The 26,419-nt window shown below is 60.1% G+C and carries 30 protein-coding genes; 6 read left to right on the forward strand and 24 right to left on the reverse strand.

Annotated elements, in window-relative coordinates; genetic code table 11:
- Positions 1 to 12: 12 nt before the first annotated feature.
- From CLU85_RS05895 to CLU85_RS05965, 14 genes are all read right to left on the reverse strand, one after another.
- Positions 13 to 1,065: a restriction endonuclease subunit S gene (locus CLU85_RS05895; RefSeq protein ID WP_100409475.1), complete on the reverse strand. Its 1,053-nt coding sequence runs from the start codon at positions 1,063 to 1,065 to the stop codon at positions 13 to 15.
- Between the two features lie 100 nt (positions 1,066 to 1,165).
- The gene (locus tag CLU85_RS05900) at positions 1,166 to 3,298 is read right to left on the reverse strand and encodes an N-6 DNA methylase (protein ID WP_100409476.1); all 2,133 of its coding nucleotides are present in this window, start codon (positions 3,296 to 3,298) and stop codon (positions 1,166 to 1,168) included.
- Between the two features lie 249 nt (positions 3,299 to 3,547).
- A complete protein-coding gene (locus CLU85_RS05905) occupies positions 3,548 to 3,754 on the reverse strand; it encodes a hypothetical protein (RefSeq protein WP_157803916.1) in 207 nt (68 codons plus the stop codon).
- Positions 3,741 to 3,953, reverse strand: coding sequence for a hypothetical protein (locus CLU85_RS05910; protein ID WP_100409478.1), 213 nt, complete (start codon positions 3,951 to 3,953; stop codon positions 3,741 to 3,743). Before CLU85_RS05910 ends, CLU85_RS05905 begins: the two co-directional genes overlap by 14 nt.
- Positions 3,940 to 4,386 (reverse strand): hypothetical protein, encoded by a 447-nt coding sequence (locus CLU85_RS05915; RefSeq protein ID WP_157803917.1) that lies wholly within the window; start codon positions 4,384 to 4,386, stop codon positions 3,940 to 3,942. The genes CLU85_RS05910 and CLU85_RS05915 overlap by 14 nt, the downstream gene beginning before the upstream one ends.
- Complete coding sequence (locus CLU85_RS05920; RefSeq protein WP_100409480.1) at positions 4,370 to 4,717, reverse strand: hypothetical protein; 348 nt, start codon at positions 4,715 to 4,717, stop codon at positions 4,370 to 4,372. The genes CLU85_RS05915 and CLU85_RS05920 overlap by 17 nt, the downstream gene beginning before the upstream one ends.
- The gene (locus CLU85_RS05925; protein WP_232727740.1) at positions 4,717 to 6,264 is read right to left on the reverse strand and encodes a DUF3987 domain-containing protein; all 1,548 of its coding nucleotides are present in this window, start codon (positions 6,262 to 6,264) and stop codon (positions 4,717 to 4,719) included. Before CLU85_RS05925 ends, CLU85_RS05920 begins: the two co-directional genes overlap by 1 nt.
- The gene (locus CLU85_RS05930) at positions 6,264 to 7,184 is read right to left on the reverse strand and encodes a toprim domain-containing protein (protein WP_100409481.1); all 921 of its coding nucleotides are present in this window, start codon (positions 7,182 to 7,184) and stop codon (positions 6,264 to 6,266) included. Before CLU85_RS05930 ends, CLU85_RS05925 begins: the two co-directional genes overlap by 1 nt.
- A gap of 443 nt (positions 7,185 to 7,627) precedes the next feature.
- Positions 7,628 to 8,557 carry a hypothetical protein gene (locus CLU85_RS05940; protein WP_100409482.1) on the reverse strand — a complete coding sequence of 310 codons (930 nt, stop codon included), beginning with the start codon at positions 8,555 to 8,557 and terminating at the stop codon, positions 7,628 to 7,630.
- An 89-nt stretch (positions 8,558 to 8,646) separates the two neighbouring features.
- Positions 8,647 to 8,982 carry an addiction module antidote protein gene (locus CLU85_RS05945; protein WP_100409483.1) on the reverse strand — a complete coding sequence of 112 codons (336 nt, stop codon included), beginning with the start codon at positions 8,980 to 8,982 and terminating at the stop codon, positions 8,647 to 8,649.
- Positions 8,979 to 9,308 carry a type II toxin-antitoxin system RelE/ParE family toxin gene (locus CLU85_RS05950; RefSeq protein WP_100409484.1) on the reverse strand — a complete coding sequence of 110 codons (330 nt, stop codon included), beginning with the start codon at positions 9,306 to 9,308 and terminating at the stop codon, positions 8,979 to 8,981. The genes CLU85_RS05945 and CLU85_RS05950 overlap by 4 nt, the downstream gene beginning before the upstream one ends.
- Before the next feature lie 19 nt (positions 9,309 to 9,327).
- A complete protein-coding gene (locus CLU85_RS05955) occupies positions 9,328 to 10,665 on the reverse strand; it encodes an integrase family protein (protein ID WP_100409485.1) in 1,338 nt (445 codons plus the stop codon).
- A 503-nt stretch (positions 10,666 to 11,168) separates the two neighbouring features.
- Positions 11,169 to 11,996, reverse strand: a complete 828-nt coding sequence (locus CLU85_RS05960) for a DNA/RNA non-specific endonuclease (RefSeq protein ID WP_232727741.1) — start codon at positions 11,994 to 11,996, stop codon at positions 11,169 to 11,171.
- 294 nt (positions 11,997 to 12,290) lie between these two features.
- Positions 12,291 to 12,989, reverse strand: a complete 699-nt coding sequence (locus CLU85_RS05965) for an SOS response-associated peptidase (RefSeq protein ID WP_100409487.1) — start codon at positions 12,987 to 12,989, stop codon at positions 12,291 to 12,293.
- 36 nt (positions 12,990 to 13,025) lie between these two features.
- Between CLU85_RS05965 and CLU85_RS05970 the strand changes: the two genes are divergently transcribed.
- Together CLU85_RS05970 and CLU85_RS05975 are read left to right on the forward strand one after the other, a co-directional pair.
- Positions 13,026 to 13,472 carry a LexA family transcriptional regulator gene (locus CLU85_RS05970; RefSeq protein WP_100409488.1) on the forward strand — a complete coding sequence of 149 codons (447 nt, stop codon included), beginning with the start codon at positions 13,026 to 13,028 and terminating at the stop codon, positions 13,470 to 13,472.
- Positions 13,473 to 13,492: 20 nt separating this feature from the next.
- Complete coding sequence (locus CLU85_RS05975; RefSeq protein ID WP_100409489.1) at positions 13,493 to 14,791, forward strand: Y-family DNA polymerase; 1,299 nt, start codon at positions 13,493 to 13,495, stop codon at positions 14,789 to 14,791.
- A 207-nt stretch (positions 14,792 to 14,998) separates the two neighbouring features.
- Here the strand turns inward: CLU85_RS05975 and CLU85_RS05980 are convergent, their stop codons facing one another.
- From CLU85_RS05980 to CLU85_RS06000, 5 genes are all read right to left on the reverse strand, one after another.
- Positions 14,999 to 16,957 carry a hypothetical protein gene (locus CLU85_RS05980; RefSeq protein ID WP_157803918.1) on the reverse strand — a complete coding sequence of 653 codons (1,959 nt, stop codon included), beginning with the start codon at positions 16,955 to 16,957 and terminating at the stop codon, positions 14,999 to 15,001.
- A gap of 714 nt (positions 16,958 to 17,671) precedes the next feature.
- Positions 17,672 to 17,911, reverse strand: a complete 240-nt coding sequence (locus CLU85_RS22900; RefSeq protein WP_157803919.1) for a hypothetical protein — start codon at positions 17,909 to 17,911, stop codon at positions 17,672 to 17,674.
- Positions 17,912 to 18,124: 213 nt separating this feature from the next.
- Complete coding sequence (locus CLU85_RS05995; RefSeq protein WP_156779127.1) at positions 18,125 to 18,370, reverse strand: hypothetical protein; 246 nt, start codon at positions 18,368 to 18,370, stop codon at positions 18,125 to 18,127.
- Between the two features lie 161 nt (positions 18,371 to 18,531).
- Positions 18,532 to 18,666, reverse strand: coding sequence for a hypothetical protein (locus CLU85_RS23515; RefSeq protein WP_255409637.1), 135 nt, complete (start codon positions 18,664 to 18,666; stop codon positions 18,532 to 18,534).
- A 21-nt stretch (positions 18,667 to 18,687) separates the two neighbouring features.
- Positions 18,688 to 18,909, reverse strand: coding sequence for a hypothetical protein (locus tag CLU85_RS06000; protein ID WP_100409493.1), 222 nt, complete (start codon positions 18,907 to 18,909; stop codon positions 18,688 to 18,690).
- Between the two features lie 113 nt (positions 18,910 to 19,022).
- Here CLU85_RS06000 and CLU85_RS06005 point away from each other — a divergent pair, with 113 nt between their 5' ends.
- Positions 19,023 to 19,328: a helix-turn-helix domain-containing protein gene (locus CLU85_RS06005; protein ID WP_100409494.1), complete on the forward strand. Its 306-nt coding sequence runs from the start codon at positions 19,023 to 19,025 to the stop codon at positions 19,326 to 19,328.
- Between the two features lie 32 nt (positions 19,329 to 19,360).
- Here the strand turns inward: CLU85_RS06005 and CLU85_RS06010 are convergent, their stop codons facing one another.
- A complete protein-coding gene (locus CLU85_RS06010; protein ID WP_157803920.1) occupies positions 19,361 to 20,245 on the reverse strand; it encodes a hypothetical protein in 885 nt (294 codons plus the stop codon).
- A gap of 278 nt (positions 20,246 to 20,523) precedes the next feature.
- Here CLU85_RS06010 and CLU85_RS06015 point away from each other — a divergent pair, with 278 nt between their 5' ends.
- The 3 genes from CLU85_RS06015 to CLU85_RS22905 all read left to right on the forward strand — a co-directional run bounded on the left by CLU85_RS06015 (position 20,524) and on the right by CLU85_RS22905 (position 21,675).
- Complete coding sequence (locus CLU85_RS06015; protein WP_100409496.1) at positions 20,524 to 20,757, forward strand: hypothetical protein; 234 nt, start codon at positions 20,524 to 20,526, stop codon at positions 20,755 to 20,757.
- Between the two features lie 108 nt (positions 20,758 to 20,865).
- On the forward strand, positions 20,866 to 21,141 hold the full coding sequence (locus tag CLU85_RS06020; RefSeq protein WP_100409497.1) for an H-NS family nucleoid-associated regulatory protein: 276 nt from the start codon (positions 20,866 to 20,868) through the stop codon (positions 21,139 to 21,141).
- Positions 21,142 to 21,525: 384 nt separating this feature from the next.
- A complete protein-coding gene (locus CLU85_RS22905) occupies positions 21,526 to 21,675 on the forward strand; it encodes a hypothetical protein (protein ID WP_157803921.1) in 150 nt (49 codons plus the stop codon).
- 220 nt (positions 21,676 to 21,895) lie between these two features.
- Here CLU85_RS22905 and CLU85_RS06030 read toward each other — a convergent pair whose 3' ends face one another.
- From CLU85_RS06030 to CLU85_RS06050, 4 genes are all read right to left on the reverse strand, one after another.
- Positions 21,896 to 22,870 carry a phage capsid protein gene (locus CLU85_RS06030; RefSeq protein WP_100409499.1) on the reverse strand — a complete coding sequence of 325 codons (975 nt, stop codon included), beginning with the start codon at positions 22,868 to 22,870 and terminating at the stop codon, positions 21,896 to 21,898.
- A gap of 108 nt (positions 22,871 to 22,978) precedes the next feature.
- Positions 22,979 to 23,992 carry a YqaJ viral recombinase family protein gene (locus tag CLU85_RS06035; protein WP_100409500.1) on the reverse strand — a complete coding sequence of 338 codons (1,014 nt, stop codon included), beginning with the start codon at positions 23,990 to 23,992 and terminating at the stop codon, positions 22,979 to 22,981.
- 153 nt (positions 23,993 to 24,145) lie between these two features.
- A complete protein-coding gene (locus CLU85_RS06040) occupies positions 24,146 to 25,153 on the reverse strand; it encodes a DUF932 domain-containing protein (RefSeq protein ID WP_100409501.1) in 1,008 nt (335 codons plus the stop codon).
- An 888-nt stretch (positions 25,154 to 26,041) separates the two neighbouring features.
- On the reverse strand, positions 26,042 to 26,392 hold the full coding sequence (locus tag CLU85_RS06050; RefSeq protein WP_100409503.1) for a hypothetical protein: 351 nt from the start codon (positions 26,390 to 26,392) through the stop codon (positions 26,042 to 26,044).
- Positions 26,393 to 26,419: the final 27 nt, after the last annotated feature.

Below are 26,419 nucleotides of genomic sequence, written 5' to 3' on the forward strand. Positions count from 1 at the left end.
CTGGTGGTGGTTCTACACGGAAAGCTCGCCGCTCATCAGGCGTGGCAGCAACAGGTCGCGGGCGGTCCGAAGTTTTTGATTGACCTCTTCGAGTTTGTCCAACTGCGCATGAATTGACTCAATCGTTTCATGGAAAGAGCGCAAAAGTGTGACCGGCGGATGGAGTAACGGCCGACTGTAAGCAAAGTCTCGGTTCAGGCCTGGAACAGCCACGTCGGTGCTGATGAAGTGCATATTCTTCAGCGCGTAGAAAAGGTACAGGCTACTGCTTTCAGGACTCACGAAATAAACAGTGTCGATGGGAAAAAAGCTCTTGCTTGACCAGTACACGCTACCAACATTGCCCTTACGGCCCAGAATGATTGCGGGGCCTTGGACCAGGGGCGTTTCATGGGTTCCGACGATGCCGCTCGAACCATAAACCGGATAGTCGCCTTCAACGCGTATTTCAGCCTTCAACGCTTTGCCGTAGTTCAATGTGATTGAGTCACCCAGCGTCTTGCGCTCCCACCCCTGCGGCACGCCATCCACGACGGGGGTGTGTTCATAGCCTGGGAAGCGCAGGCGTACGAACCATTCTCGGTAGAGCAGCCGGGCAGACTCTTCGAGCAGGGCCATGCGGCGGCAGTTGTTTTCAATCAGGTCGTCGTAGGTGGAGAGGATGTCGACAATGCGAAGTTGCAGGTCATGCGACGGCGCCTTGACCTTGATCTCGTGGAGAACATTGCGGTCAACCCCTGGTACTGCTGCTTTTTCGCTTTGATAGCCCTTCAGCACATTGCGCAATAAGTAGGCCGAAAACCTTGGATCATTGCCTTTGAAGTCGATCACATACAAGGCCGTGTTTAACGGCCAGTAGTCTTCTTCAAGGTAGAACACTTCACCAATGGTTCCGTATCGCCCCGTGACGACCCCCGGCGCCATCGCCTTTGCCTCTTTGTGGCGACCAGTGATTCCCGATGACGAGACAACGGGCACATCACCCTCCTGGCGCGAATGTTCAGGCAAGTCGTGGCCACGTTTCAGGGTCAATACGTCGCCCAGACGGCAGGTACGCCAACTCATTGCGTAAATACCTCTATGCCAAGGTTTTTGAGTGAAAAATGGCTGTATGCCTTGCGTAGCATGCGCAAGAAGCTACCAAAAACATAGTAATCAGCAATCCTCATACCCCCAACTCCTCAAAGTTGGTCTGTATCTTCGCCGCCAAGTCCACCGCCTCGCGGTTCAAGTCCGCCAGCTCCAGGTGGATGTCGCGCAAGGTTTGCTCGAAGTCGAAGTCTTCATCCACCTCGGCGGGTGCCACGCCGACAAAGCGGCCCGGGGTCAGGCTCCAGTCGGCGGCTTCGATGTCGGCACGGGTGACGACCTTGCACAGGCCGGGCACATCCGCCAATTTGGCCTGGGGAAAACGGTCTTGCAGCCACACGATCTGGCGGTGCAGGTAGGCGCACTCCTTGAGCTGTTCGACCCCTGACTTTCGTTGTTCGTCGAGCTGCTTGATCAGCTTGTTGACGGAGCGGCGGTCGTAGAACTCGGCAGCCTCCTCTTGGGTGGCCAGCTCTTGCACCAGCTGTGAGGCGCGGGCAGCCAGTTTGTAGAGCAGGTCAATCTGCTTGACCAGGCCCCGAAGGGAGTCGGCCAGGGGGTCGAAGGCTTTACGGGCGGCGTGCTGGGCCTTGTTGTTTTGCGGGGGCTTGGCAATGTGCTTGCAGTACGCGGCCAGCTCAGTGACCGAAGTTGTGCGATCAGTAGCGTAAGCACTGACAGCACCACTCCATTCCGCCAAAGCGTCGGCAAGCCCTTGGCGTTTTTCCAGCGGCAGGGCTTCGATGTTCTCCACGCTGTCCATGAATGCCGCAAGAGGGGCGCGGCTGTCTGTTAGTGCGGTCTCAAACGCGGAGAGCGCGGCATCCACGGCGCCAGCCTCGGTGCCCAGGCGGGTGATGTAGCTTTGCACCAGCTCTAAAAACCGCTCTTGCTGGCCTCGGTATAGCCAGACGATGGCGGCTAGGTTGACCTGCTGTTCGGGCGAGAAGTCGTAAATCTTGCGGGTGACTTTGCGGTACACATTACGCGCGTCCAGCATCAGCACTTGGTCTTTGCGCTCGGCAGGCTTTGAGCGGTCAAAGTGCCACAACTCGCAAGGCACGGTGCGGGTGTAGAAGAAGTTGGAGCGGATGGCGATCATCACGTCCACATCACCCGTTTCCACCAGTTTGCGGCGCACTTCTTTTTCGCCATGCCCGGCGCTGCTGGCCTGGGACGACATGACAAAGCCTGCCCGACCCTTGGGCGACAGGTAGCTGTGAAAGTACGAGATCCACAGGTAGTTGCCGTTGGAAACGTGCTTGTCTTTGTTAACACCAGGCAGGCCAAAAGGCAGGCGGCGGTCAGTCTTCACGGCTTCGGCATCCACCTTGTCCACATTGAACGGCGGGTTGGCCATCATGAAATCGACATTGCCCCACAGCGGGCGGCCATCTTGCAGGCGGTGAGCGTCTACGTAGAAGGTGTTGGCTTCCTGAATGTCGCCCTCCAGACCATGCACGGCCAGGTTCATCTTGGCCAGTCGAATGGTGGTGGGGGTCTTTTCCTGGCCATAGAAGGTGACCCGCTTCATGGTATCCAGGCCTTCGTGCTCGATGAAGTGGCTGCTCTGCACAAACATGCCACCCGAGCCACAGGCCAAATCCGCCACCACGCCGTGGTCTGGCTCGATCACGCTCACCAACAATTGCACCAAGGAGGGAGGGGTAAAAAACTCGCCATTGTCTTGTGCGCCCTGCATGGCGAACTTCATCAGGAAGTATTCGTAGATACGGCCAAACACGTCGCCCGTGGCGGTGCGCAGAGCTTCACTGTCAAAGCAGCGCAGCAGGTTTTCAAGCAACTTGTTGTCGAAGCGGTCGTAGTCTTTGGGCAGGCTGCCCTGCAGCGGGGGAAAGTCGGCCTCGATGGCGTTCATGGCGGCCACCAGGGCAGCGCCCAGGCTGGCGCCAGACGGCAGGTTCAGCAGAGTGTCATACCGGGCGGCATCGGGCAACATGAGGGCCCGGCGTTTGATGAAGTCAGCCTTGCCCAAAGGGCGCTTGGGCATGGTGCCTGCGGCCTGGGCGGCTTCAATGGCGTGCAGCGCGGCCTGGTAGCGGTTGGTGGCGTGGCGCAGAAAGATCACGCCCAGCACCGGCATCGAGTACTCGGTGGCGGTTAGGTTGGAATTGGCGCGGAGTTGGTCGGCGGCTTCCCACAGGCTGGCTTCGGTCTGGGTGATGTTGTGGAATGCGTTGGCGGTCATGCTTCAATTTTGTTGTGAGCCGGTGATATTCCATCCGGTCTGCATATTGATTATGTGGGCACCTCGCCTTGAGGTTGGGCGTTGCGGTCCCTCGTACGTTTCAAAAGTGCCCTCAGCGGCGCATGCATGTGTGAGTACGCTGGATTGTTGAGGACATGCACCAGCCGGACCGCACGTTCTGCGTCGGTCAACTGGCGGCTTGCTCCATATTGGCAATACGAGATTGGATGGACGCCATGCTCGCCCCTTTTATCGGCCGCGTTCAGGATCGTCATGAACCACTGGAAATGCACTGGGGCGCCGACCCACTAGCGTTAACACGGCGGCGTACATTTCTTTTGAGAACATCGGAAACTTGCCTGCATAAGCGTGCAGCTCCTCGTCGGTCATGGAATCAAGGTCTACATGGGCTGTCGCCTTTTCCATCTTGGCCACCCGATTTTCAAGTTTCGTCATAGGTCGCCTCGATGTGCTGCAAGCGATCTAGAAACTGCGCCTCGGTCCCGTTGTCTTGGCGTTGCAGTATTTCGCCATCCCAGAGTCTGGCACTGACGGTGCCGCGCGAAGGCGAAACGAATGTGACCGTGATGCGCGGCGGTTCCACCGGGCGCGTGGCGACCTCCAACACTTCGATGCGCCGCTCAAGACTTGCCATGCTTTTTCTCCAATACCTCAATGCGCGCCACCAGCTCGGTGCTCTCGACGATTTTTGCCACGCCACCGAGCGCAGCGATGATCTGTGCGGCTTGACCCGGTGCAATGTCGCCAAGAGCGGTGGCCTGAACCACGGCATGCGCCTGCTGCGCCAGGTTTCCCTTGGGCATGTCCAGCGGGGTCGGCAATTCCATAGGCCGCAGGCTCGGCAGCACGCGGTCCAGCAAGATGCGGATGGCCTGCGGGTCGCCCGCCAGTGCCTGCGTGCGCAGCACATCGATGATCTGATCCAGGTCTTGCGCCAACTTATCACGCAACTCGGCCACCTTGCCGCGCCCGGCGGGGCGGCCAGGAGAGGCCCGATTGCCTTTAGCAAAGCGACCGGACGGGCCACGTTCCGCCGTTTTCTTCCCGTCTTTATTCGGTGGGGTCATGTTGTGCTTTCTGTTGAGGCGTTTGCGTCCCAGCGTCAATCGATGCTTGGCTGACCCGTGCCGTGTCATCCAAATCCAGAGATGCGCTGCGGAACCGGAGGGCCGTCGCGGCGCTGGTGTCGGGGTCAAGGTCAACCACCCAGTCCAGCAAACGGCCCGTGGTGTGGTGCGCCGATTGGAGTAGCTCAATCAGGGCGGGCTTGTGCTGCCGGATGCCCGCACGAAGCTCATCGTTCAGGCGATTGGCAGGCGTCGCCGTCAGCTTGTGGCCGTCGGTTTCCAGGGTCAGGCCAGCGTGGTGCAGCGCCAGGTAGAGGGCGAAGACGGGCATCAGAATTCCTCGCTTTCAGAAACGGCCTGCGAACTATGCGAAGTAAGCGAAGAATCAAGGCTGGCAAGGGTTTCAGGTGTTTTTGAGGCATCGCTAACTATGCGAACTTGGCGAACTAACGCCGGGTAGGGGTGGCTTTGTTCGCTTACTTCGCTTTGTTCGTGAAGTCCAACATCTGCCGCAAACCCGCGTGGTTGCTTGTTGTTCGCATAGTTCACTTTGTTCGCAGCCAATTCGTAGAACTTGGTCGGTCGGCCTGCGCCGCTGCGATTCTCCTGTACGGTAACGAGTGGCGGGTTGCAGGACAACAGCTCGTCGAGCGCCGCATCAATGCGGTTTTTGTTCACATGGCCCTTGAAACAATCCACCGTGATCTGCTTGCGCGTCACGCGCTGGTGCGCGGTCAGAAAGTCCACGATCTTTTGGGCCGTTTCGTTTGTCTCGGCAACTTCCACTTCGTCGGCTGCGCTGCCAAAAACGAACTTGATGGAGTCCACGCTGTAGCGCACCCAGGCCAGCGCCGCATTGATGTGACGCACCTCCACCATGGTGGTCAGGTCGCACAGGGCGAACAGCATGGCCAGGCGCAGCAGCATGGGGGCACGGCGCTCAATCAATGCTGTGATGCGTTCGCCTGCAGAGTTGTCGTTCAGCTCGCTGTGATACAGCACCTCGTAGCGCTTGCGGGCGTCTGGCGACAACTCCACGCGCATCTTGTCCTTGTCGGCCCAGCGCTCGGCCCGGCAGAACTGCAACACCTCCAGCACGCGCGCTGCAAGGGCGTCCACATCCTCCTGGCGCGCGGCGCGGGGGAAGGCCAGCATCTTGGTGCGTTCAGCCCAAAACATCAAAAAGCGGTTGGCAAAGCCGTTCGTGAGTTCCCTTGATGCCATGAGGCCCAGCAACTCAGAAGGCGTTACAGCACCCACCAGTGCGATATGCGGGTCAGTCGCCCAAAGGCGGCTGCTCTTGGTCGCTGGTTTCATGCTCACGCCGTCCCAGCAGTCGCGCAGCGCCGTCGACAACGTATTCCCTTCGCGTTTGCCTTGGTGCAGGATGTTGGCGAACTCGCTTTCGATCACCAGAAGGCGCTTGTCGAGGATGGCCTCCACTTCGGTTTTGCCCTCGGTGTAGCCATCGTGGATCAGGTACACCAGGCCCTCACGGGATGACAGGCCACCACGGTGCACTTGTGGCGTGGCGTCCTTGCTCAAGGCCTTGAGGGAGTGTTCGATCCGGCCGATCAGCGATACCGCATCACCCTTGCGGCCACGGCCCGAGCGGCCAATATGCAGCATGAACATGCGTGCGTGGTGCCAGGTGTTGCCGATGGGCATGTACGGCCCACGTCCCACGGAGCATCCCATGAAGGCGATAAAGTTTGCGGCGATAGCGTAGGGGTTGGCTTCGGTGGTGTCGCTGCCTGCGCGGGCCACGTCGCCCACCAGGCCATAAAGGCAAGCGGGATCAGGTCGGGGCGCGTTGCGGTGGTTGTCGAGGCCGTCGTCGTCTGCCGCGTCGGCCAGGATGTTGAAGTCGCTGTTCATTACTTACCCTCCAGCCACACGTCGGCCCAGTCGGCGCCGGGGCGCGATGGTGTCAACGTCTTGTTGTTGATTCCGGCCTTGTTGGCACGTTGCGCCAGCGCGGCGGCAGCTTGTTGGCCTGCGGGATCGTTGTCTGCAAAGATCACCAGGCGGTCGATGCCACGGGGCCAGTGAAAGCCGCTGAGGGCATTGGCACAGTAGGCGGCGACCACGGGCAGGCCCGAGCCCAATGACGCGGCCGCGGCGGTTTCGATACCCTCTGCGATGCCCAGTACGCCACCACGAGGAGCGGCCAAGGGAATGCAGGCGCCAGCCAATGACGCTGATGCTGCCGTCAACTTCTTGGGCGTTGGAACGTCTGCCTTCTTGCCCCCAGCCAGATAGGTACGGTGGATGGCGAGCAGATTTCCGTCGCGCACGATGGGCGCCAGCATGGCCGGGAAGCGTCCCAACTCCTGCAGGACCCCGTCATCGTCGGTGTGCCAGTACGCCAAGCCGGAGTGCTGACGGATGCAGGATGGGATAGCCCAGTCGCCCAGGCCGCGCTGCGCTAGGTAATTTCGAACCGAAGCACCAGCGGGGGCGGATGCCTTCCATAAGCGGGCATTGCGCTCGGCGTTCTTGTTCCACTGGATCCGTTCGTCCGCTTCGCGCTCGCGGGCGGCCTGTGCAATGTGCTGGCGCATCGCAGCCAGCTCAGCGGGAGACTGGTGCTGGGGTTGGTGGGCGCTCCAGCGGCTGCTGGTGTTTTGGCGGTAGTCGCCAAAGACGCCCCCCAAACCATCGGAGAACAGTTTGGCCCAACCTGATTTTTTCGGACCAAAACGGCAGAAGCGACCCGGCTCTAGGTGTTGAGGTGCGTGGCCCAGGCTTGCCTGGATCGCCCCAATAAACTCGACTGTGGAGTTGAGCGCGTTCATGTGCGGGGCTCCTTACGAAACCAGCGAGAAGGTGCTCCGCACCAGATCCGTAGCAGGAGGTGGTTGATAGCGTCGACCATTACGCTACCCCTAGCACACGGCGCAGTTCCGACACTGGCCAGGCCAGGCGGCCGTTGATGCGGAGGGGACGGATTGGTCCATCCTCGCGGCAGGCCCAAATGCGAAGCGTCTGTTGTGCTCGGTTCAGGTGTCCTGCAGCCTCGGGTGTCGGGAGTGCTGAGCGCGTTTCCAGCGCCAGCGGTGTGAGTTGAATAGTCTTTGCTGCCATGTGTGAACCCATTGGGTTGGTGAAACATGGTTCTGGACTATTCGGGCGCAACCCCCTTTGCGGTCAATGGCGCAACCCCCTTTGCGGGGCCAAAAGCCTTATTTCATGCGGGTTTCAAAGCGGTAGGCGCAACCCAAAGCGCAACCCCTCGCCTCTATTTGAGGCGCTGCGTGAAGGCGCTGTAGCCCTGCGGCTTGTGCTTTTCGCTCGGCAGTTTCCGTCGAATCAATTGCGTTGAAACGCCGAAACGTTCGGCGGTCTTTTTGGTGCCGTGCTTGTCCCGAAAAGCCTTCATCTCAGCCAATTTTTCATCTGTCCAGACCTTGACATTGCCCGGCGCAATGCTGGCGCGATCAGTCGCCATGGGCGCGGTGTTAACTTGGTGAGGCTTTAACAAATCTCTTACGATGGCTTTGCGCCATTTGTCCTGCGCGTCGTTGTGAGCGGATTCGGCTTCGCGTGCTTTTTGGCGATACGGGTTCACTGCGGCTAAGTACGCCAAGCGCCGTTTTTCCTGGACTTCTCCCGGCTGGCTTTTGTCTGTCCAGTCGTTCGCGGCCTCGGCCGCAGTTTCGGCGGTGTCCAATTCCTCGTTTGCTCTAGCGAGCGAAAGCCAAATTTCGGGGTCAGGGCTGGGGGCACGCAGTTGCGCACTGTGGAGTTCACTGAAAGCTGACGTGATGGACTCACGCAGCTTAGCGTCCAGCTGTCCGCTCAAAAGCAACGGTACGACCTCAGCATTGAGCACGCCAGTGCCATCCGAGAATCGCTCGCCAAGATGCCAGCCCCAGCCACCCAGCATAAAGGCTGCAAGCTGCCGCGCCGTGAAGGGGAACGGAAGGGCAGGCGTTGCGAGTGGGTCCGGGCTCTCAAAGCCTTCTTCTAGGTCGCAAACAGGAGTCCAGTTCAAGGCGTCTACTACATCGTTCTTGCGTAGCCAAACGCCGTCATCTCGGATGTCGTAGTTCCCGCGCACCGTGCTATCGGGCACATGCCATTTCCCGGTCTTTGTCAGCACTACATCGAGAGTATCGAGCAGTCCCTCGAAAACAGCGCGCGTGTACTGAGGTTCCTGGGCCGTCATTGTTCGTCCTCCTGAATACTCTCCCGATAGTCCAGAGCCTCAGATGGCCAGCGGGAGGAACTGGCTTTCGGCCGGAAGGTGGGGCGAAGCTATTGGGCTTGCGCGCTGTCTTGTCGCGTCACGGCCAAATGCAGGCCAGCAGCCCCGAGTACGGCCAAAAGGGTTTTGATGGTGGGGTTTCCCTTGGGGCCCAGCGCACGGTAAAGGCTCTCGCGGGGCATCCCTGCGCGCTCTGCGACTGCCGCCATTCCTTGGGCCTCGGCGACATGGCGCAGCGCGGCCAGCAGTGCGACTTGGCCTCCCGGCTCTTCGGCCTCATCCAACGCAGCGGCCAGGTACTCGTTGGCAAATTCGGGGTCTGCGTTGAGCATCTCCACAACAGCTGCATCATGCGAGCGGCTTGCGGGTGTTTTGGCTGTGTTCATGTCGTTTTCCTTCGCTGTTGCCAGTCGTGCCAGTTCGCAAGTGCGGTGGCAATGTCGGCTTGCTGGGTGCGCTTGTCACCACCGGCTAGCAGCAGCACAAGGCGCTTTCCGGCCTGGGCGTAATACACGCGGTAGCCCGGTCCCCAGTCAATGCGTAACTCCCACACACCCTCGGCAATGGGCTTGCAGTCTCCAAAGTTTCCAGCGGCCATGCGATTTACTCGCACCAGCACACGCGCCCGCGCTTGTCGGTCTGCCAAACCTCCCAACCATTGCGAGTAAGGATCTTGCCCGTTGGGGTTCAGATAGGTTTGAACTTCAAACATGGAGCTTGTGAATTATACGTTACAAAACTGCACGCAGCTTGCTCGGCTCGCTGGCGCTGTCGAACGTCACTCCGGCTTGTTCCAGAATCCATGCCTCGATACGCTCATGGTGCATGCGCAGCAGGTCCAGGGGGCGCACGGTGTAGTGCTTCTCTGCCGTAGCGCTCGGCTTGTGGCCCATGATTTGAGCCACCACACCAGCAGGTATTTCCAGCCATTCGGTCAAGCTCTTGAAACTGCGGCGAAGGCCATGAATAGTTAGGTCGTCGATTCCCGCCACTGCGCAAGCGTCGTGGTGTGGATTGCGGGGTATGACGATGCACCCACCAGCGGCCGTAGTGCTGGAAAAAACAAACCCATTGCGGCGAGGTAGTGCGGCCAACAGGCTCCACACGTAAGGCGTCAAAGGGATGACGCGGGTGCCCTCTACCTTGTCTCGAATGGTCAGTCCGCGCCACTTTGTATTGATGTCATCCCACCGCAGGCCGAGCACTTCGCCAGCCCGCGCACCGGTCAGCAGCAGGGTTTGCAGATAGGCGGCAATCACTGGGTTTTGTTGCTGGCGCACGGCGGCAAACCATGTAGGCAGTTGCTCTTTCAATAGCGCGTCCTGCTTCACCCCGGCTTTACCCAAACTCTCGCGGGCCTTATTTGTCTTGGCGGGGTTGGCGCTGGAGAGCACCGTCGCATATACCGGCTGCTCTGCGCACCACCTCAGAAAGGCTTTCAGGCAGCGCCATGCAAGCCGGGCTGCTGCAGGGCGGGTCTGCGCCTCGCGTTCGGCCCATGCTTCAATAACAGGCGCTTTCAGGTGGCGCAGCGGCATGGCCATGAGCGGGTGCAGTATTCCTGGGGCGGTCACGCCACCGGCGGCCCGGTTGGATGCCACTCCGCCAGGCTTCACCAACAAAAGATGTTCCTTGTAGTGACGTTCTCCCCAGCGCGGTTGGCGGGCTTCGAGGTAGACAGCCCACACCTCACCCACGGTCACGGCCTTGGCAGCGGCGGCGGCTTTCTCTGCGGCCTTTTCTGCCTGTTTCTGGCGTTCAATCTCTCGCGGGTCTTGCCCGTTGTCCAGCACCACAGCAAGGCGACGGGCTTCGGTTCTGGCCTGTTCAATGCTCCACAGTTTCACATCGCCAATCGTGCGGCGGATGGTTTGGCGGTTCAGCTTGGCCTCGTACACAAAAGACTTGGCGCCCGCAGCGGTCACACGCACGCGCAGGCCGGGCGCTTCGCTGTCGCGCATGAATGCCTGTTGCTTGCCATCAGGGCAAGCCAAACGCTCGATTGCGCCAGCGGTCAGGTTGATGCGCTCAGCAAGATCTGGCGCATCGGTCTTCTTGGGGCGTGCCATGCTGATTGCTCCGGTCGGTTTGGCTACATGGCGATTCCATGTAGCCACCATGTAGCCAAAAATCCCCAATTTTGAGGAATATCAATCAACACTAATACTGTTTGCGCATCCAGTTAAATTCCGTAAGTTGTTGATTTGTATTGATTCTAGCAGTGGCAATCAACACTGTGAAACATAAATTTTGCCTGACTCGAAATCAGGCGTAGTAGCAATACTACCGTGGGTTCGAATCCCACCCTCTCCGCCAGTACATGACCCCAAGTGATTGATTCACTTGGGGTTTTTTGTTTTTTGCCCTGTGCGGTATGCCATCTGGTATGCCATGGCGCATTGTTTATTCTTACATCTGTTTGGGCATTGTTGGAGCCCATAGAACGTCTAAGACCTAGCTGCATTCACCATTGCCCAGCACGCCATGTTGTGGGCTCCCCGTCGCGACTCAAGTAATGATGCCGGCCGACTCGGTGTGAGCGCTTTTCGGAATCGACGCCATAGGGCTGCAATCAGTGCCGAACAGTTGCTACCGGCATTAACTCCACTCCGGTCCTTTTCACCAGCTCCTGATAGCTGATCGGCCGATCCACCATCTCCCCCTCGCGGTTCTCCTGCCAATGCGCCCAGGCTCTTTGGGTGCTCGCGTCGTACACCAGCTTGTACAGATAGGTCGGTACCTTCACCCCATTGGCGCCAATGCGCGGCCCCGCATCCGTGAACACGGGTCCCGTGATCACAAACACATCCCCCTTGGCCCGCTTCGCATAGTGCCGCGCGTCCTGCTCGATCTTGTTCCAGGCGCCCCCGTTGTGCTGAGCGTTCTGCGGAACCATGTTCGCCAGACTGAAGCTCTGGGCCATGGAAGTGGGCGTGGCCATATCTCCAGCAGGCGCCATGTGGCCTCGGGAGTAACCTGAGTTCTTGTAGTCCTCCAACTCCGCCCGCTCGCCACTTGGGAGCCGCGCGTCCGCGAAGAACCGTTTGGCCCGTTTCTCGTTGGCTCCTTCGAGCAACTGTCGATTCAGCCGCTGGGCTACGAACACCGGCGTCTTGGTGGTTCCGGAATGCAGTACCGCAAACGATTCATAACAAAGCTCGCGCAGCTGCGGCCGGGGCGTGATGGCGGGGGGCGTGCCGTTCGCAAAGAACTGCGGGCACCCTGCAAACGAAGTGGGCTCTGGCGTGAGCAGCGCTGCACTGTCGAACTGCGGAAACCGTGCCCAGGAGAGATTGGGGAGAGCAACACTGGCAAGAGGCAGGGCCAGCACAGCTGCTAGGTGCACACGGGCTGGCCAAGAGAACAAACGATTCACAGAAAGAGCATTCGGGTCGAACAAAACGGAGCCTGATTGGAGCACCGTTCGTCTCTCACCTCGGGCCTGAATGCTCGGATCCCGCAGGGTTTTACAGCTGCTTGCATAGATGGGCCACCAACAGACAGTCCTCCCCAAAGGGAGCCCGATCTGGCTGGCCGCCCCTGCAGTTCAGTTAACACGCCCCATAGCAGCACCCACACTGCGCGAAGTGCAACCCCCTGGGGAGTCCCGCCACTACTTCAATCCAACTCAAGCGGTTCGTCTACCATGTTCCATGGCGCTGAATTCGCCAAAGGGCGAGGGATTTTTCATGCGTTACGCTGACTCGACAGGTAACGCTACCTGCTGTGCCGGATCCTTCGCTCGATTCACAAACAGGTCCAGCGCCGGCACCTTGATGAGTTCCTCCGCCTGCTCAATGGCGCCGCGCAGCCAGGTATCCCAGTCCCCCTTTTCCAGCGGCACCACAGTGCGCTTGTCCTGCATGTCGGGCGCGCGCTTGGGGTCAGGCCGGTGCATGAGGTTGAGCACTGGCACGTCGTCGCAGTTCTGCGTGATCATGGTGTAGCTGAGCACCATCTCGCCCGTGGCCGGGTCGGTCCACTCACTCCACAGGCCCGCCAAGCCCCAGGGCTCGCCATCGGCGCGCTCAAACTGCCAAGGGATGTGCTTGCCAGTGCCCCAGTAGGGCTCGACGTACAGCTGGGCGGGGATGATGCAGCGCTGCCCCTTGCGCCAAGGACCGCCGTAGGTCCATGACTTGGCCATCCCTTCGCGCCGGGCGTTGACGGTGCTCAGGCGTTTGCCGTCCTTGCCGGTGGGGATGTGCGTCTTGGAGTGTGGCGGGATCATGCCCCACTGTCCCACCACGAGTTCTCGCCCAGCTTCGCCCTTGGCCCGCAGGAACGGTCCCCGGTACAGCGGGCTCATCTTGTCCCGCCACTCTTCCTCGGGCACGTCGCCGAAGTGCAGCACCAGCTGCTCACGGCTTGGGACCTCGTAGTAGGTACACATGGCAACATTCTGGCAGCAGGGAGCTATACTGTAAATATGTACAGTCTTTGGAATTCCCCGCTCCCTGTGCCGTACGACACGGCGGCGCAGTCGCTGGCCTTGCCCCTGTGCGGGGTGAGCGTGCGTGCGGGGTTTCCATCGCCTGCCGATGACTTTGTGGTGGAGCGGCTGGACATCATGAAGCTCTTGGTGAAGCATCCCCAGGCTACCTACTTCTGGCGCGTGCGGGGCGACTCGATGCGGGACGCTGGAATTGAGGACGGCAGCATCATCGCGGTGGACCGGGCGATCAAGCCCAAGCACAACAGCATCGTCGTGGCCATTGTGGACGGCGAATGCACCGTGAAGTATCTGCACCAGCGCGCCGGCCGCATCAAGCTGCGTGCGGCCAACCCCACCTATCCCGACATCATCCCCCGCGACAGCCAGACCATTGAGGTGTGGGGTGTGGTGAGTGGGTGCGTGAAGTTGTTTCTCACCTGATCTGATGGACGGAGGCCAGCATGTACGCGCTGGTGGATGGCAACAATTTTTACGTGAGCTGCGAGCGGGTGTTCCGTCCCAGCCTGAACAGCCGCCCGGTGGTGGTGCTGAGCAACAACGACGGCTGCGCCATCGCTCGCAGCAATGAGGCCAAGGCCCTAGGCATCAAGATGGGGGCGCCGTGGTTCCAGATACGGCACATGGAAGAGACCCACGGCCTGGTGGCCTTGAGCGCCAACTTCACCCTGTACGGCGACATGAGCAACCGGATGATGAGCCTGGCGGCGGGCCTGGGCCCCTCGCAGGAGATCTACAGCATCGATGAGTCGTTCATCGGCCTGCAGGGCATGCGGGGCGACCTGACCACCCGCAGCCACGCCATCCGTGCGCGCATCCACCAATGGGCGGGCATCCCCTGCGGTATCGGCATTGGTCACACTAAGACGTTGGCGAAGCTGGCCAACCACATCGCCAAGACGGCCGAGCGCAAACCGGGGAGCTATCCCGCCGAGCTGGCCCAGGTGTGCAACCTGACCGCACTTCCTGCCCAGGACCTGGACGACGTGCTGGCCAGCACGCTGGTGGAAGAAGTCTGGGGTGTGGGCCGCAAGATCGGCGCGCAGCTGCATCAGTGTGGAGTGCATACCGTCCTGGACCTGGCCCGGCTGGACCCGGCCATGGTACGCAGGCGCTGGAGCGTGGTGCTGGAGCGCACAGTGCGCGAGCTGCAGGGAATGCAGTGCATCGAGCTGGATGACGCGCCCGAGCCCAAGAGAGAGATTGCCTGCACGCGCTCGTTCGGCCAGGCGGTGACCGAGCTGCCGCCGCTGGTGGAGGCTGTGAGCGAGTTCGCCAGCCGTGCGGCCGAGAAGCTGCGCAAGCAAGGCAGTCTGGCCAGCCAGCTGCTGGTGTTCTGCCACACCTCCCCCTTCCGCCCCGGCCCGCGCTTCAACAAGTCGGTGGTGGTGCCCCTGCGCCGGCCTACGGCCGACACCGGCAAGCTGGTGTGGGCGGCAGCTGCCGGCATGCGCCGCATGTATGAGCCTGGCTACAAGATGGCCAAGGCCGGGGTGATGTTGCTGGACCTGATGCCCGGAAACGTGCTGCAGGGCGAGCTGGATCTGGAGGATGAAGACCACCGGGATCGCACGCAGCTGATGGTGGCGCTGGATGCTCTCAACCAGCGGTATGGCAAGGGCACCGTGCATTCGGGTGCCACGGGCGGCAGCAACAAGGGCAAGGACTGGGGGATGAAGCAGGAGAGGCGCACGCCGCAGTACACGACGCGGTGGGAGGATGTGCCGGTAGCGAGGGCCTAAGAGTGGGGGAGCTCCCACGCTCGAGGTCGACTCTGCAGCGGTTGCGGCCGTTCGACGGTGAGGGCCGAGCTTGCGGTCCTCGCTCCAAGGCGGTCATTGAGCCGCGCTGACCTGCAGATACGCGAATGACTGGAAGGGGCGGACAACCTCGACATGGAGCGCAAGACGCCCGGCAGCTTCCGTGATCTCTCCTCGGCTACTTTAAATTTAAGTTCCACTCGTTTCAGGAGACCCACTGGTACTACCGCCGTAATAGAAAAGCTTGTTTTCCGTCGGGTGAGTCTCGCGCTTGACAACACCGACCTTTTCTAAGCGCTCGCCGAATTTGGCAACCTTCTGCACGTAGCAGCCAACATCATCGGCAATCTGTCTGGCAAAAACTTGGTCTTCGCGAGCTGCTGAACGTATGGAACCGATGATCTTGGTCTCTTCTTCGGTGTACTGGAGTCTCGAATCAGCCGATTGTTGGCTGACCAGATCAGCTCTATCTCTCGGACAAAACATCAGCTGTGTCCCTGCAACTATGAGTTCGCTTTCCGCATATATCGTGCCGCATTGTGGACACCGGAATGTCGCTTCTGCGGTCACTCCGAAGTACTTCTCAAATCGGGTAAGCGCATCGTCATACGCAAAGCGCTGCTGCCTTATCACGTTCTTGTCAGTCGTAAATCCGAGGTTGTTCTCCTCGCACACTCCAAAATCGAAGCAGTACAAGTTCCGCGATGACCGCTCCTTTTTCGTTGTGCGTCCTTTCGTCAACAAATGGACTAGAAAGAACATGTTCAACATCGATAGCATTTGCTCGTTCCGAACCAAGATCAGAAAGTGACTTGCCGCCACGTCAGGCACCTTTGTTTTTTCTGCCTGCGCACGCGTAAGCAACGCGTTCCACATGTCTTCGTGAAACGACGGTATCGCGACGCCATCTCTCGCTGCGCCTAGAAGTTGGTTCAGGTACGCGGTCGAGGCGTAGCGGATTCCAAAACTGATGTCGGATTTACGAATCTTGCGCGCACTACCTTGTCGCGATCGACTCCAACTCTGCTTCAGCACAATGCCAAGAGTTCGCGGGACCCCCATCGCAGACTTGCTCAGGAGGGCGTACGTCTCTCCGGGTTCCTCAAAGATCTCATCGGGTGGAGGACAGGAGTAGGCAGAAAGACGAGAGCGAACAATCTTTTCAGAGTAATCCGCCAATCCCTCCATTGCATCATTAAGTGAATGGGATCGTTCGACAAATGCGTCGAGGTCTAGTGAAAGCTCAAACAAGTCACGCTGCAAAATGATGGCACTTCCCAGGGCGTACTTGTCGGTGATGGCGCTCAGCTTGATAAACACGCCAGCGTGAGAGCCCAACAGCTTCTTCAAGAGAGTAGAAAATCGGCGCTGCAAGTCCGTCGAGAGCGCGGAGAACTCATCTATGAATAAGTACGTCGCAGATATCCCGGCCTTCTCTCGTAAATCGCCAAGAATGCGAAGAATGTCGGCAACAGTGAGTCGATAGCTGGTTCGCGTGGTGTACGAGCGCTCGCTTGCACGCGACTCTGTACGCCCCTCATTCAGCTTTGCTGCGATTGATGGATCACCCTCGCTGAATGTTGCTCCGAGCTCAGCGCCCTTTGTCTGCGTCGACCCAGACGACTCCTTAAAGTCGACCGCGGAGGAACGATCAATCACTCGCGGTAGGCCTTCGCGCAACAGTCGTGCAATGCCATCAAGGACACCCCTTACTTCGGCGACTTGGTTGCTCTCGGCTGCCTTGAACAATTTGGAGAAGTATCCTGGCTCTTGAGCCAAAGCAGGCCAGAAACGAGTAAGTTGCTCCGTAATAGCGTCGCAGACATCACTGACAAAAGCATGCTCAAACGCTACAAAATCTGTATCAGCGACATCCTCGATGTATTGGCACTTACTCAGATCCACATAGATGCCTAGCGTCCTTTGTTTGGGAGCGATGTGTTCTGGATGATCGTTCCGCCAGGATTGCATACATCCTACGAATGCTCGGTAAAAGAGCGTCGTCTTGCCAGTTCCACGTCGGCCGACGATCAGTTGGTCGGTGTCGGACAACACCTCTGGGATGAGGCCAAAGTAATCGACGTAGTACTTTGCGAGAAGACCCAGCCGCTCTGTATCGTTCAGCGATATGTAGTCGGTGCGGAGCATGGAGTTGAATGCTTCCGTTATCTTGGCGTCGGCGTAGTGAATCATCTGGATTTAAAGTCAGCGGTCAATTCAACGGAAGCATCACAGCGGAGTGCCTCAGCAAGCAGTGAGCAATTCTCGTTCAATTTCCAACTCCGTTGTTCGGGGCGAGCGCGCATGAGCTGGATCTGTACCGGTGCTATCCGCTCCACGACGGTAGTGCGCCTCAGTGAGGCGTCATCGCGTGACGCAAACGAGCTTTAACACCGTGAGTAGACAAAGGCATTTAAATGCTGCTTTCCTGTAGCGCTCGGCCGCATAGGGAGAGGATCACGCTTCGCAGCGGGCGGGCCGCCGTTCGCCAGTCGCGGCCGCCGACCTGGAGCCAACCGTCCTTCGAAGAGAGCTTTTGAAGCAACAGTGGGTCCTCGCGGCAGACTTCGGCCAATGTCGGGTATTGGCAACCGCCATCGATGGGCGGCCCCAGCCGCACCGGCAGCAACCAGCCTGAAGTAGCCGTATAGGCCATTTGCTCAGCTGCACTCATTCGTATCATCCCGTCCAAACAAATCACGTCACTGGGTGTCCTTGCTTTATGGATGCGACTAGCCCGAGTGCCGCACGCAAGCCGCGTTCACATCTGCTTGGACCAAAAAAGGATCCCCCACAAAAAGGGGACCAGGCCACAGCCCAGTCCCCTTTCACAGTCGTGGCCAACGCCACAGTCGCCAGGCTTCACCCCAGCCTGCACAACTCCATGTTCACCTTGACGAGCTCTGATTCGTGAACCCACCCGAGGGTCGAGTCCGGACCGAACTCCGTGTCATTGACCCCCTTCAACTGCACCCACTCCTGAAACCGTCCCACCACCCGCAAGGTGAATCCCTTCATCAGGATCATCTTGGGCTTGGTGTCCTCGTACGGCACAGCCGTGTCAAATACCCGTGTGCCCACAAACACTGTGCGGTTCTTCACCTCCTTGCTCAGCGGCCGCACGCAGGCTGACGTCTGTGGTTGCGGTGACTGCGCCCATGCGCCTTGCGTCAGTGCCGCGCACAACAGGCTGCCAGCCCACAAAAGGGCAGGGCGGACGCTCCGCTTTGGTCCCTCTGGCTGTGCTACCAGCCCAAGACCTTGATCCTGGTTATTCTTCGCTGTCTTCATTGCCTAAATCCTTTCCGCGCCATATCAGCGTCCGTGTTTCTGCACACACTCGACCAAAGCCTTCACAAAATCTGCCTGCAGCGTCTGCAGCGGAATCCCCCCTCGGCTCTCCGCAAACTCATCCAGGTTCTTGAGGTCGTAGCGCTCGCCCATCTTGTCCACCGCGCACTGACAGGTTTTCTTGCTGCTACCCCCATCGGTACAGCCCTTGACCATCATCCTTTCGGTCTTGGAGCCAGAACACCCGGCCAAAGCCAGTGCAGCACCCAAGGTGACAGCTGTGATTGCACTCCTGGGCCCACGGGTCCAGCTTGATAGACCCACTACCTCTGCTCTAGTCATCCCTGATCGCATATCTCCTCCTTGTGTAAAAAAGCGCGCATCCAGCCTCCCAGTTGCGCTCATTGCACTGCCTACCCGCTCAAATCACCTCACCGCTTGCCACTGTTGGCCATCCCAATCAGCAGCCACAGCACGATCACTCCCAGACCGAACCAGAAGCCCAGCGTGTCGAAGAACAGGTAGACCATCAAACACCCCAGAATCAGTTGGGCTAGAAACGCCATGGCGCTTGCTCCTTCCCTGCCTCAACTGGCCATCACGAACGCCACCATGGCCACGATCAGCAAGCCCCCGATGAACTTGCCCAGACCCGGCAAGACCACCACCGGCCACACCAGCCCCTGACCCAGGTGGTAGGCAAAACTCCGGTAGGGCTCATCCCCCCAGTTGTTCGCATAGACCGCATACAGCAGCCCGATCAAGAAATACCCCACCAACACCCAACGACCCCAAGCAACCCGCTTCATGGCAATTCCTCCTAAAGTTGAAGCACTAAAAAATCCCTGTTCTCACATGGAGGAGCTTCATAAGTGAAGCAAACTCCGTAGATGCAAAGAAGGCAAAACCGCATCCTCCTGCGGTGTCTGCCAAACCCACGCCCCCGACCCATCTGCCCGACCCAGGCAACGTGCGCGAAGTCCTCGCGTACTGGATTCGGCTACTGCGTGTAGAAAAAGGCTGGTCCCAAGAGCGTCTGGCTCACGAGTGCGAACTCGACCGCACCTATGTCTCGGCGGTTGAGCGCTGCCGCTGGAACATCGCCCTGGCCAACATCGAGCGCCTGGCGCAGGCCCTGGGGGTAGAGCCCTGGACACTGCTCAAACCTCCAGAGCAAGCGATCAAGCCCGCGCGCAAAACCGCCAGAAAGACTCCCGCCAAAGCGTGAGCCTGCGGTCGAGAGGGAAGGGACCAGCCCCTTCATTGCGAAGTCACCGGCTTACCGTCCCGCGTGAGCGCCCCCTGCTGGTAGACAAACTCCACCAGCTTCTGAGCCGCCTTGCGCTGCTCTTCCTCTGGCTCGAACGGCCCTGCAAACCCCAGCATCCGGATGGACAGCCTGGGCGCCTGGTTCCGCTTCTCCTCGACCACCGCAAACACCCGGTCCGAGCAGGACCCAAACTTCGGCGACACCTGTACCCCCTGGGCGGATACCGCCAGCACCTGGAACAGGGCAGGGCAGGCGGTCCCCGATCCGCTTTGCAGCAACAGCACATCTTCTCCACCCACCGGGGCGTGGCGCACGATGCCCACAGAGTCCTCCTGGGCTGGTAGAACGGGTTGCCCGTTCAAAACAACCGAAGAATCCCCTTCCTGTACAGCCACCACCCCAAACCTGGTCTTGACCTGCATCTCTGGCTCTTCGAGTGCCGACTCCACCCGGGCAGGGCCCGCATCGATCATTCCCAACCAGGCGGACGGCGACACTCTGAACCCCAGCTCGGTGAGAACCTTCGTGGCCGGTGCCTGACTGTCCAGCGGCCTGGCGCGTACCCCCTCCACCAGACACGGCATATCCCGCACACACTTCGACAACAGCCGCTGTCCCAGAGGACCCTTCGGATCGAACACAAACGCCACGAGATCCCCCGTCTCCGGACTGACCTCGAACACCGCCCCCTGCTCACCCCGGCGATCCAGCACCCCTGCGATCTCCAGAAACCCGGAAACCGTCTGCACCGGCAACTCCGGCGCCTCGGCCTCCTTGCGTTGGCAACCGGCCAGCACGCCGACCACACCCAACGCCACCAACGAACCCGCCACCAGGCTGCGCGTAAGCTGCACCCTTCTTCCCATGGATTGCATAAAACTCCCTCTCTGTTAGTAAATGATATGTGATGCAAATGCATCAATTGAACGCCAACCAAAGACCATCGGTTGACCGATTGCTGAACGGGCAGGGATGGGGAAGTGGCTGCGAGATCTTTGCCGCAGCTCAGCCGCTACCGTGTGAGATGTTCCATATGGAGCGAGAACATCCCTGCCCGTGACCAGCTTCCCCCGTGGACCTGCACAAATTCCGTTGCCTTGGTACGATCCCAAGCGCACGCAATGAAGACCCCCAACAAGAACAGATCCCCTGAGTGAAGAACCTGAGCGCCTCCATCTCGACGAACCCGTCCACCGCCAGGAACTGCTGCGGCTACTGTGGTGCCACCAGCTACCACCGCGTGCTCGCACGCGATGACGCCGGAGTCATGCGCTACACCGAAGCCCTGCGTTGCACCGGTTGCGGCCGGGAATACGCCAACCTGCAGGTTTGGCGCCAGGGCGACACCCAAGAATCCACGACTCCCCCCGTTGCAACTGCCAACTGAGCATTCCTGGGCTCCGGTTCGCGTAGAGTGCTTCCTGTGCCTAAAGGGTCCTCCTTGGACCCAATCACAACACTCCAGCACTCCAGCACTCACTCCCAACGCACCCCCATGTCCAGCTACGCCGAACTCCTCGCCCAGAAAAAACTCCTCGACGAACAAATCGCCAACGTCAGGAAGGCCGAGTCCGAGCAGGCCCTCCAAACCGTCCTGCAACTCGTTCAGGAATTCGGCTTCACGGCCCAGCAAGTCTTCCCCTGGAAGCCCCAGCCCAAGAAGGTCGCCGCCAAGTACCGGGATCCTGCTACCGGTGCCACCTGGTCCGGCCGGGGCAAGCCGCCCCAGTGGATTGCGGGCAAGGACCGCACGCCCTTTGCGATTGCCTGAGCGGCCCTGAATTAGAGCCTGCCAGTGCGGATGCACTGGCTGAGCTCCCCCGGATCACTGGGAGCACTGGCCCTTGCCGGGTGACAGTACGATCGCCGAGAGGACGATCCCGCAGTCCAGGTTGCCCTCCAACGTACGCGCCGACCACACTGCACGAAACTCCGACACCCGCATGGCTGCCTCATGGTGTGGGTTGCCCCCAGGGACCAGACGCTGGTTGTGCCCCAACCCCCAGCCAGGATGCACCTGGGCATCCAGGACGAGGAGTCCGGACGCGTTCGTGCACACTGCGTTGCCTGATCCGTCCCCCACCGGCCTCCAAGGCCCTTCCACACCGACCACGAGCATCCATTGAGGAGGAGGGCAGGGCCGGCGAGGAGCTCCTTGCATCTCCCTGGCAATCGACTGCCAGAGCAGCAGTGCCAGACCTCCACCGTGAAGGGCCGCGTGGCACAGCGCCAGCAAGTCCGAATGTGCCTGTTCCCAGACGAGCTGAGCCTGGAACCCCGGCAAGAGCCGCTGCGCATGGCGTAGTACCCCAGCTGCACTGGTCACTGGGGGCACGGCAACGCGCTCTCCAGTGAGCAAGGCCACCGCCTGCTGCAGCACCACTGCCCCCGTGCGATGGGGTGGTGCTCGATGCCTCACCAAAATCCCCGGCAACACTTTGGCGCCTGGTTCTGAATCCGGCTCACTGCGATAGCAAGGCACCGTCTCCATTACGAGGCCCACGACATAGCGCCGAACCAGCCCTTCAGGCACTCGCATGGGAAACCCCTGGATCACCCGTTGCGGTTGCACGTACCCCCAGTGCTTCCTGCTTGCGATGCAGTTTGCCGCGCAGGGAGATGGGCGCAGGCGCTAGCGCTGCTCCACTATCTCCATCCGCACTCGCGTCTGGATAGAACTCCTCGACGACCCCCGCGCCTTCCTCCTCCGACTCCTCGAACTCCCCGAGCGCCAAACCCTGCCGCGCTGCTTCATCCAGCGCCGCCTGATCCAGCCCCAGCGCAGCCTGCTGCTCCCGCTCCTGCCGTGCCAACGCCACGACCTGGGCCAAGCTGCTTCCCGCTCTCAGCGTCAGATCCACGTAGTAGATCGGCGTGCGGTGTGACAGCGTCGTGGACTTGCCCCGCAGTCGAAGCTCCAAGGGCAATCCCGCCAGCAATCCACCCGACACCGCAAACAGATACCGCAGCCGGGCCGACAGCGTCCGGATGCTGTTGAACCCCGTTGTCCGGAACAAAAAGCTGCCCAGTTCATCGCCACTCATGCCCTCCATACCCGTTTCGGTATTCCCCGCCGCCTCCACCCGCACATGCAGCCGCCCATACGGCTTGCAGTTCCCATCCTGTGCCAAAGCACACACCGCAGGCGAAGGGCAGGGCAGGGACTGCATCCCTGACAGGGTCACCCGCTTGCAGCTCTCCCCATCCCCCACACACAGAGGCCTACCAGTCGCCCGGTCAAACATGGTGTAGTTCGCCCGCAGACTCAGATCCGGGTCATCGAACAGCAACCGCACCGGAATGCTGCGCAGCTTGGCCCCCGGCTCCTTGCGCAACTGGGCATCCACCGGATGCAGCACCCATCCCTCCTTGTTCTGTACCTGGCTGGTCAGCGTGAACTCATCGTCCTTCTCTGGCAGGCGACGCCCGTTCTTCTCCACCACCCGCCCAATCGCAATGCGCCCGATCACGGGCGGTGACAAAGCCAAACCTTTGAGCATGTGAATCTCCTTGTTGAATGTGATGAATGCACCCCCCAAACAGAACGGGCCCCACCGTTGCCGATGAAGCCCGTCCTGGGTAATGCATGGAATAAAAATGAACCCGCCTCACGTTTGCACCAGGAACCTCCTGCTCCCAGGCTTAGGTACCGTGTAGGCCTGCACGATCTCCGGCAACTCCTTGGTCAGCCGCGCTGTGTCCAGCGTGCTGCCATCCTTGCTGCGCTTGAAACTCACTTCCCCGCCATCGAACACCGCCCGCGAGGCATCACCCATGCGCTGCTGGATGGATTGCTTGAGCTGCGCCTCCAGCGCCGACTGGGTGGCCAGCACCTGGCGCACTGCAAGCAGATCCGAGAACACTGCACCCATGGCCAGGTCTTCGCGCAGATCCAGCGTGATTCCGGTATCCCGGGGATACAGCGCCCGCAAAGCCCGGTCTGCCGAATCCGACCCATCGGCCGGAGGCGCCTGACCCCGCTCCACATAGCCCCAGAACTCCCGTTCCAGGGTGATGAGCTGGGCAATCAACTCCTCATCCCGCTCGATCCGGAAAATCTGCAGCTCCTGCCCCCCGAGCAGCACCGCGACATCCGCAGCTTGCTTGCCCGTGACAGCCAACTGGTGCTGCACCTGCAACTGCACATACTCCGGCACCCCATCCCGCCAGAGCCAGGCCCCCTGAATCCCTGCGGTCTTGCATTCCAGCAACTGGACATCGGGTGCCCCCAGCACTTCCCGGTCGATGTTGGCCAGCATCCAGGGGTGCTCGGGATGCTGCAGCACCGCATTGATACGCCGTACCCGGTTGCCTGTACGGCGGGTGTAGTGCGCTGCCACGATGGGCTCCAGGAGAGATCCCCAGTACATAGGACTCTGATCGTCCGCACCCCCATCGCCTGGTGGGGCCACAGGCGCACGACCGGTCTTCTCCATCCACAGCTCCAGCTGCGACTGGTAGGGATTGAGCCCGACGGCAGCCGCAGCATCCGAACTGCCAATGCCTCCCTTGCGCACCTGCAACCACTGATCGCGATCCAGGTCCTGGGTCTTGACCAGCCGAAGGGCAGGGCGGGGTTTGGTGGAGGAAACCCCCACCGGTGAAACAACAGGTTGAACCATGCTGACTCCTTGAATGTAAAAGTAACGAACACCCCCATAGCCCCCAAAAAAAAGACCCCGGTCCACTGAAGGAACCGGGGTCTATGCCGTGAAGGGCGATGACGGTGAATGGATGAAATAAAGCTGTACGAACTGCAAAGGCTGCAAACCTTGTCACGAAGCCAACTGCAATGCCTGTTCCAGCGCCCGCTGCTTGAGAGTGGCACCCTGGCCAAACCAGGCACTGTCCAGGCGATACTCCTGACTGCGTGCCCGGCGCTCGTGGTCCACGAACTCGGTGACGGCGCACAGCAGGCCCCAGGCCGTGCCCTTGGCGGCTGCCAATTCGGCACCTCGGCCCTGGCCCTCGTACATGGCCTGCACTTTCTTGAGCGCACGCTCATTGGTCAGACCTGCAGACGCATCCGCATGACCATCGGTCTGGCACAGCACTTTGAGGAAGTAGTTCATGGACTCATGGCTCTTGACCTTGCGCTCGGACAGGGTCTTCATCCTGTACATGAAACCGTCCCATTGCGAGACGGCAATCCCCAACTGCTTCTTGACCGCCTGTGCATTAAAGCTGGTGCTGTGGGGCACCTTGATTGCACTCGATGTTCCGGACAGGGCAATCGAGAGGGTGTTGTTGCAGACCACCCGCACCGTTGTCGGTGTGGCCGTGGTGGCCAGCGTCCCGTCGCAGGACGTGGCCAACAGCAGATAGCCATTGACCACATCGTTGCCCTTCAAAGCAGAAGACTTGCCCGTGCGGGCCAAAGCCCAGAACTTGCGCCCGGCCTTGAGGACCCCGGCGGTCTCCAGTTCATAGCCAGAGACTTCCGTCAGATCCCGGTAGAACTCCAGCACCTGCTTGGGCTGCACGACCTGGTAGCGGGCACTGACCACTGACAGTGGGGCCTTGGTGTCACTTCGGTACAGCACCTTCTGGTCGGGGAACTCCATGGGCTCGCCATAGAGGTCTGAGACAGAAGACGCGGTGCCAGAACCGGAACCAGCAACGGACTCCGTAGCCATGTAGCGCACGGGGGTCTCGCGGATGGTCCAGTCCATGCCCGCTTCACGGGCCCAGACATCGATGGGTTGTTTGGCGGGCAGTTGCTGACCCAGGTTGTGCCAAGGGGTCTCACCGACATAGGCCATGGTTTGAACGAGATGTGCCATTGAAATACTCCTTGAAGAAATGGAAAAAAGAACGAGAAAGCGAAAGAACGAACGAAAGAATGACCAGACGAAATCCACCCACCCACGGCTGCGCCACTGCGGACTCCGAAGAGCACACAGCAAAGAGGAGTTGTCGGGCAGGGGAGTGAGAGAGGACGAGAGAAAGGACGCGCGGGGCCGAGGAGTCAGCAGGACGAGTACCGCCCATGCACCTCAGTCACGTGGAGGGCGAAAGGTATGTCCGCACTCTAGACAGCGGTAGTTGGCGAGGCAGTTCTGATCGACGGCTTCACCGATCTTGCTGCCGACTTCGCAACCGATGGCGCCGCCTACCAAGCCACCGAGGGCGGCACCGGCGAGACCACCCAGGACTGACCCTGCAGGACCGGCGAATGCGCCGAAAGTAGCGCCCAGTCGGGCGCCGCGCAGCGCACTCGCTGCGCCGCTGGCAGCGCCTGCGAGTGCGCCGACAGCGCAGCCGGTGTTGCGACCTAGATCGCGGGACTCCAATCGTGGGGATTGGCATTGGGGACAGGTGAGCATGGAAATCTCCTTGAAAGAACATGCGGGTGAAAGAACCAGAGAACCGAGACAGAAAGACAAACCGGCAGCACCAAAGCAAAAGCCCCGGGTGCGTGAACACACGGGGCTGAGGGGGCGCCAGATCGCAGAACCGAGAGGCAAAAAGGTAGAGAACTCCGACCAGGACGGCATAAGGCCCGGCAGCTCGCAATGAGCTTGCCGGGCTTTATGGGCGTTGAACCGCTGCCAAGGGGCAGACGTTGGTCAGGTCACAGGGGTGATATGTGACTGAAGAAATTTAGGATCGAAGGAGAAGCGCTCTCCTCAGGGTCACGTGGTGGCCTTGAAGGACATTGCCAACGGGTCTCAAGTCACAGTGGGCTGCTCCTGAACGTTTGATGACGGTCCTTCCGTGGTACATACGCATTGCCGCACAGAGCGCACGATAGAGATGGTCTGCAGGGACCGTTCCTTGTCGCGGATGGCAAAGCAATTGCGGCCGTACTTGCCCTGGATCACGCTGATCTGTGCGTCAGATGCGGGAAGCTGAGGGGTTTGCTGTGCGCTGTGAATCAGGCGCCTGATCTCGTGCCGATCGGGATCTGAGAGTGATTGGCCCGGCTGATGGCGGTGCAGGATCTCTCGGTAGAAGAGGCTGGCTTTGTTGATGCTGGGAAAGTCTTGGCCGTCGATGTGGACGGGGATTCTTGATGGCATGGGAACTCCACGGGTCGCGGGGACCGT

The sequence above is a fragment of the Acidovorax sp. 69 genome (assembly GCF_002797445.1).
GTDB lineage: Bacteria > Pseudomonadota > Gammaproteobacteria > Burkholderiales > Burkholderiaceae_C > Acidovorax.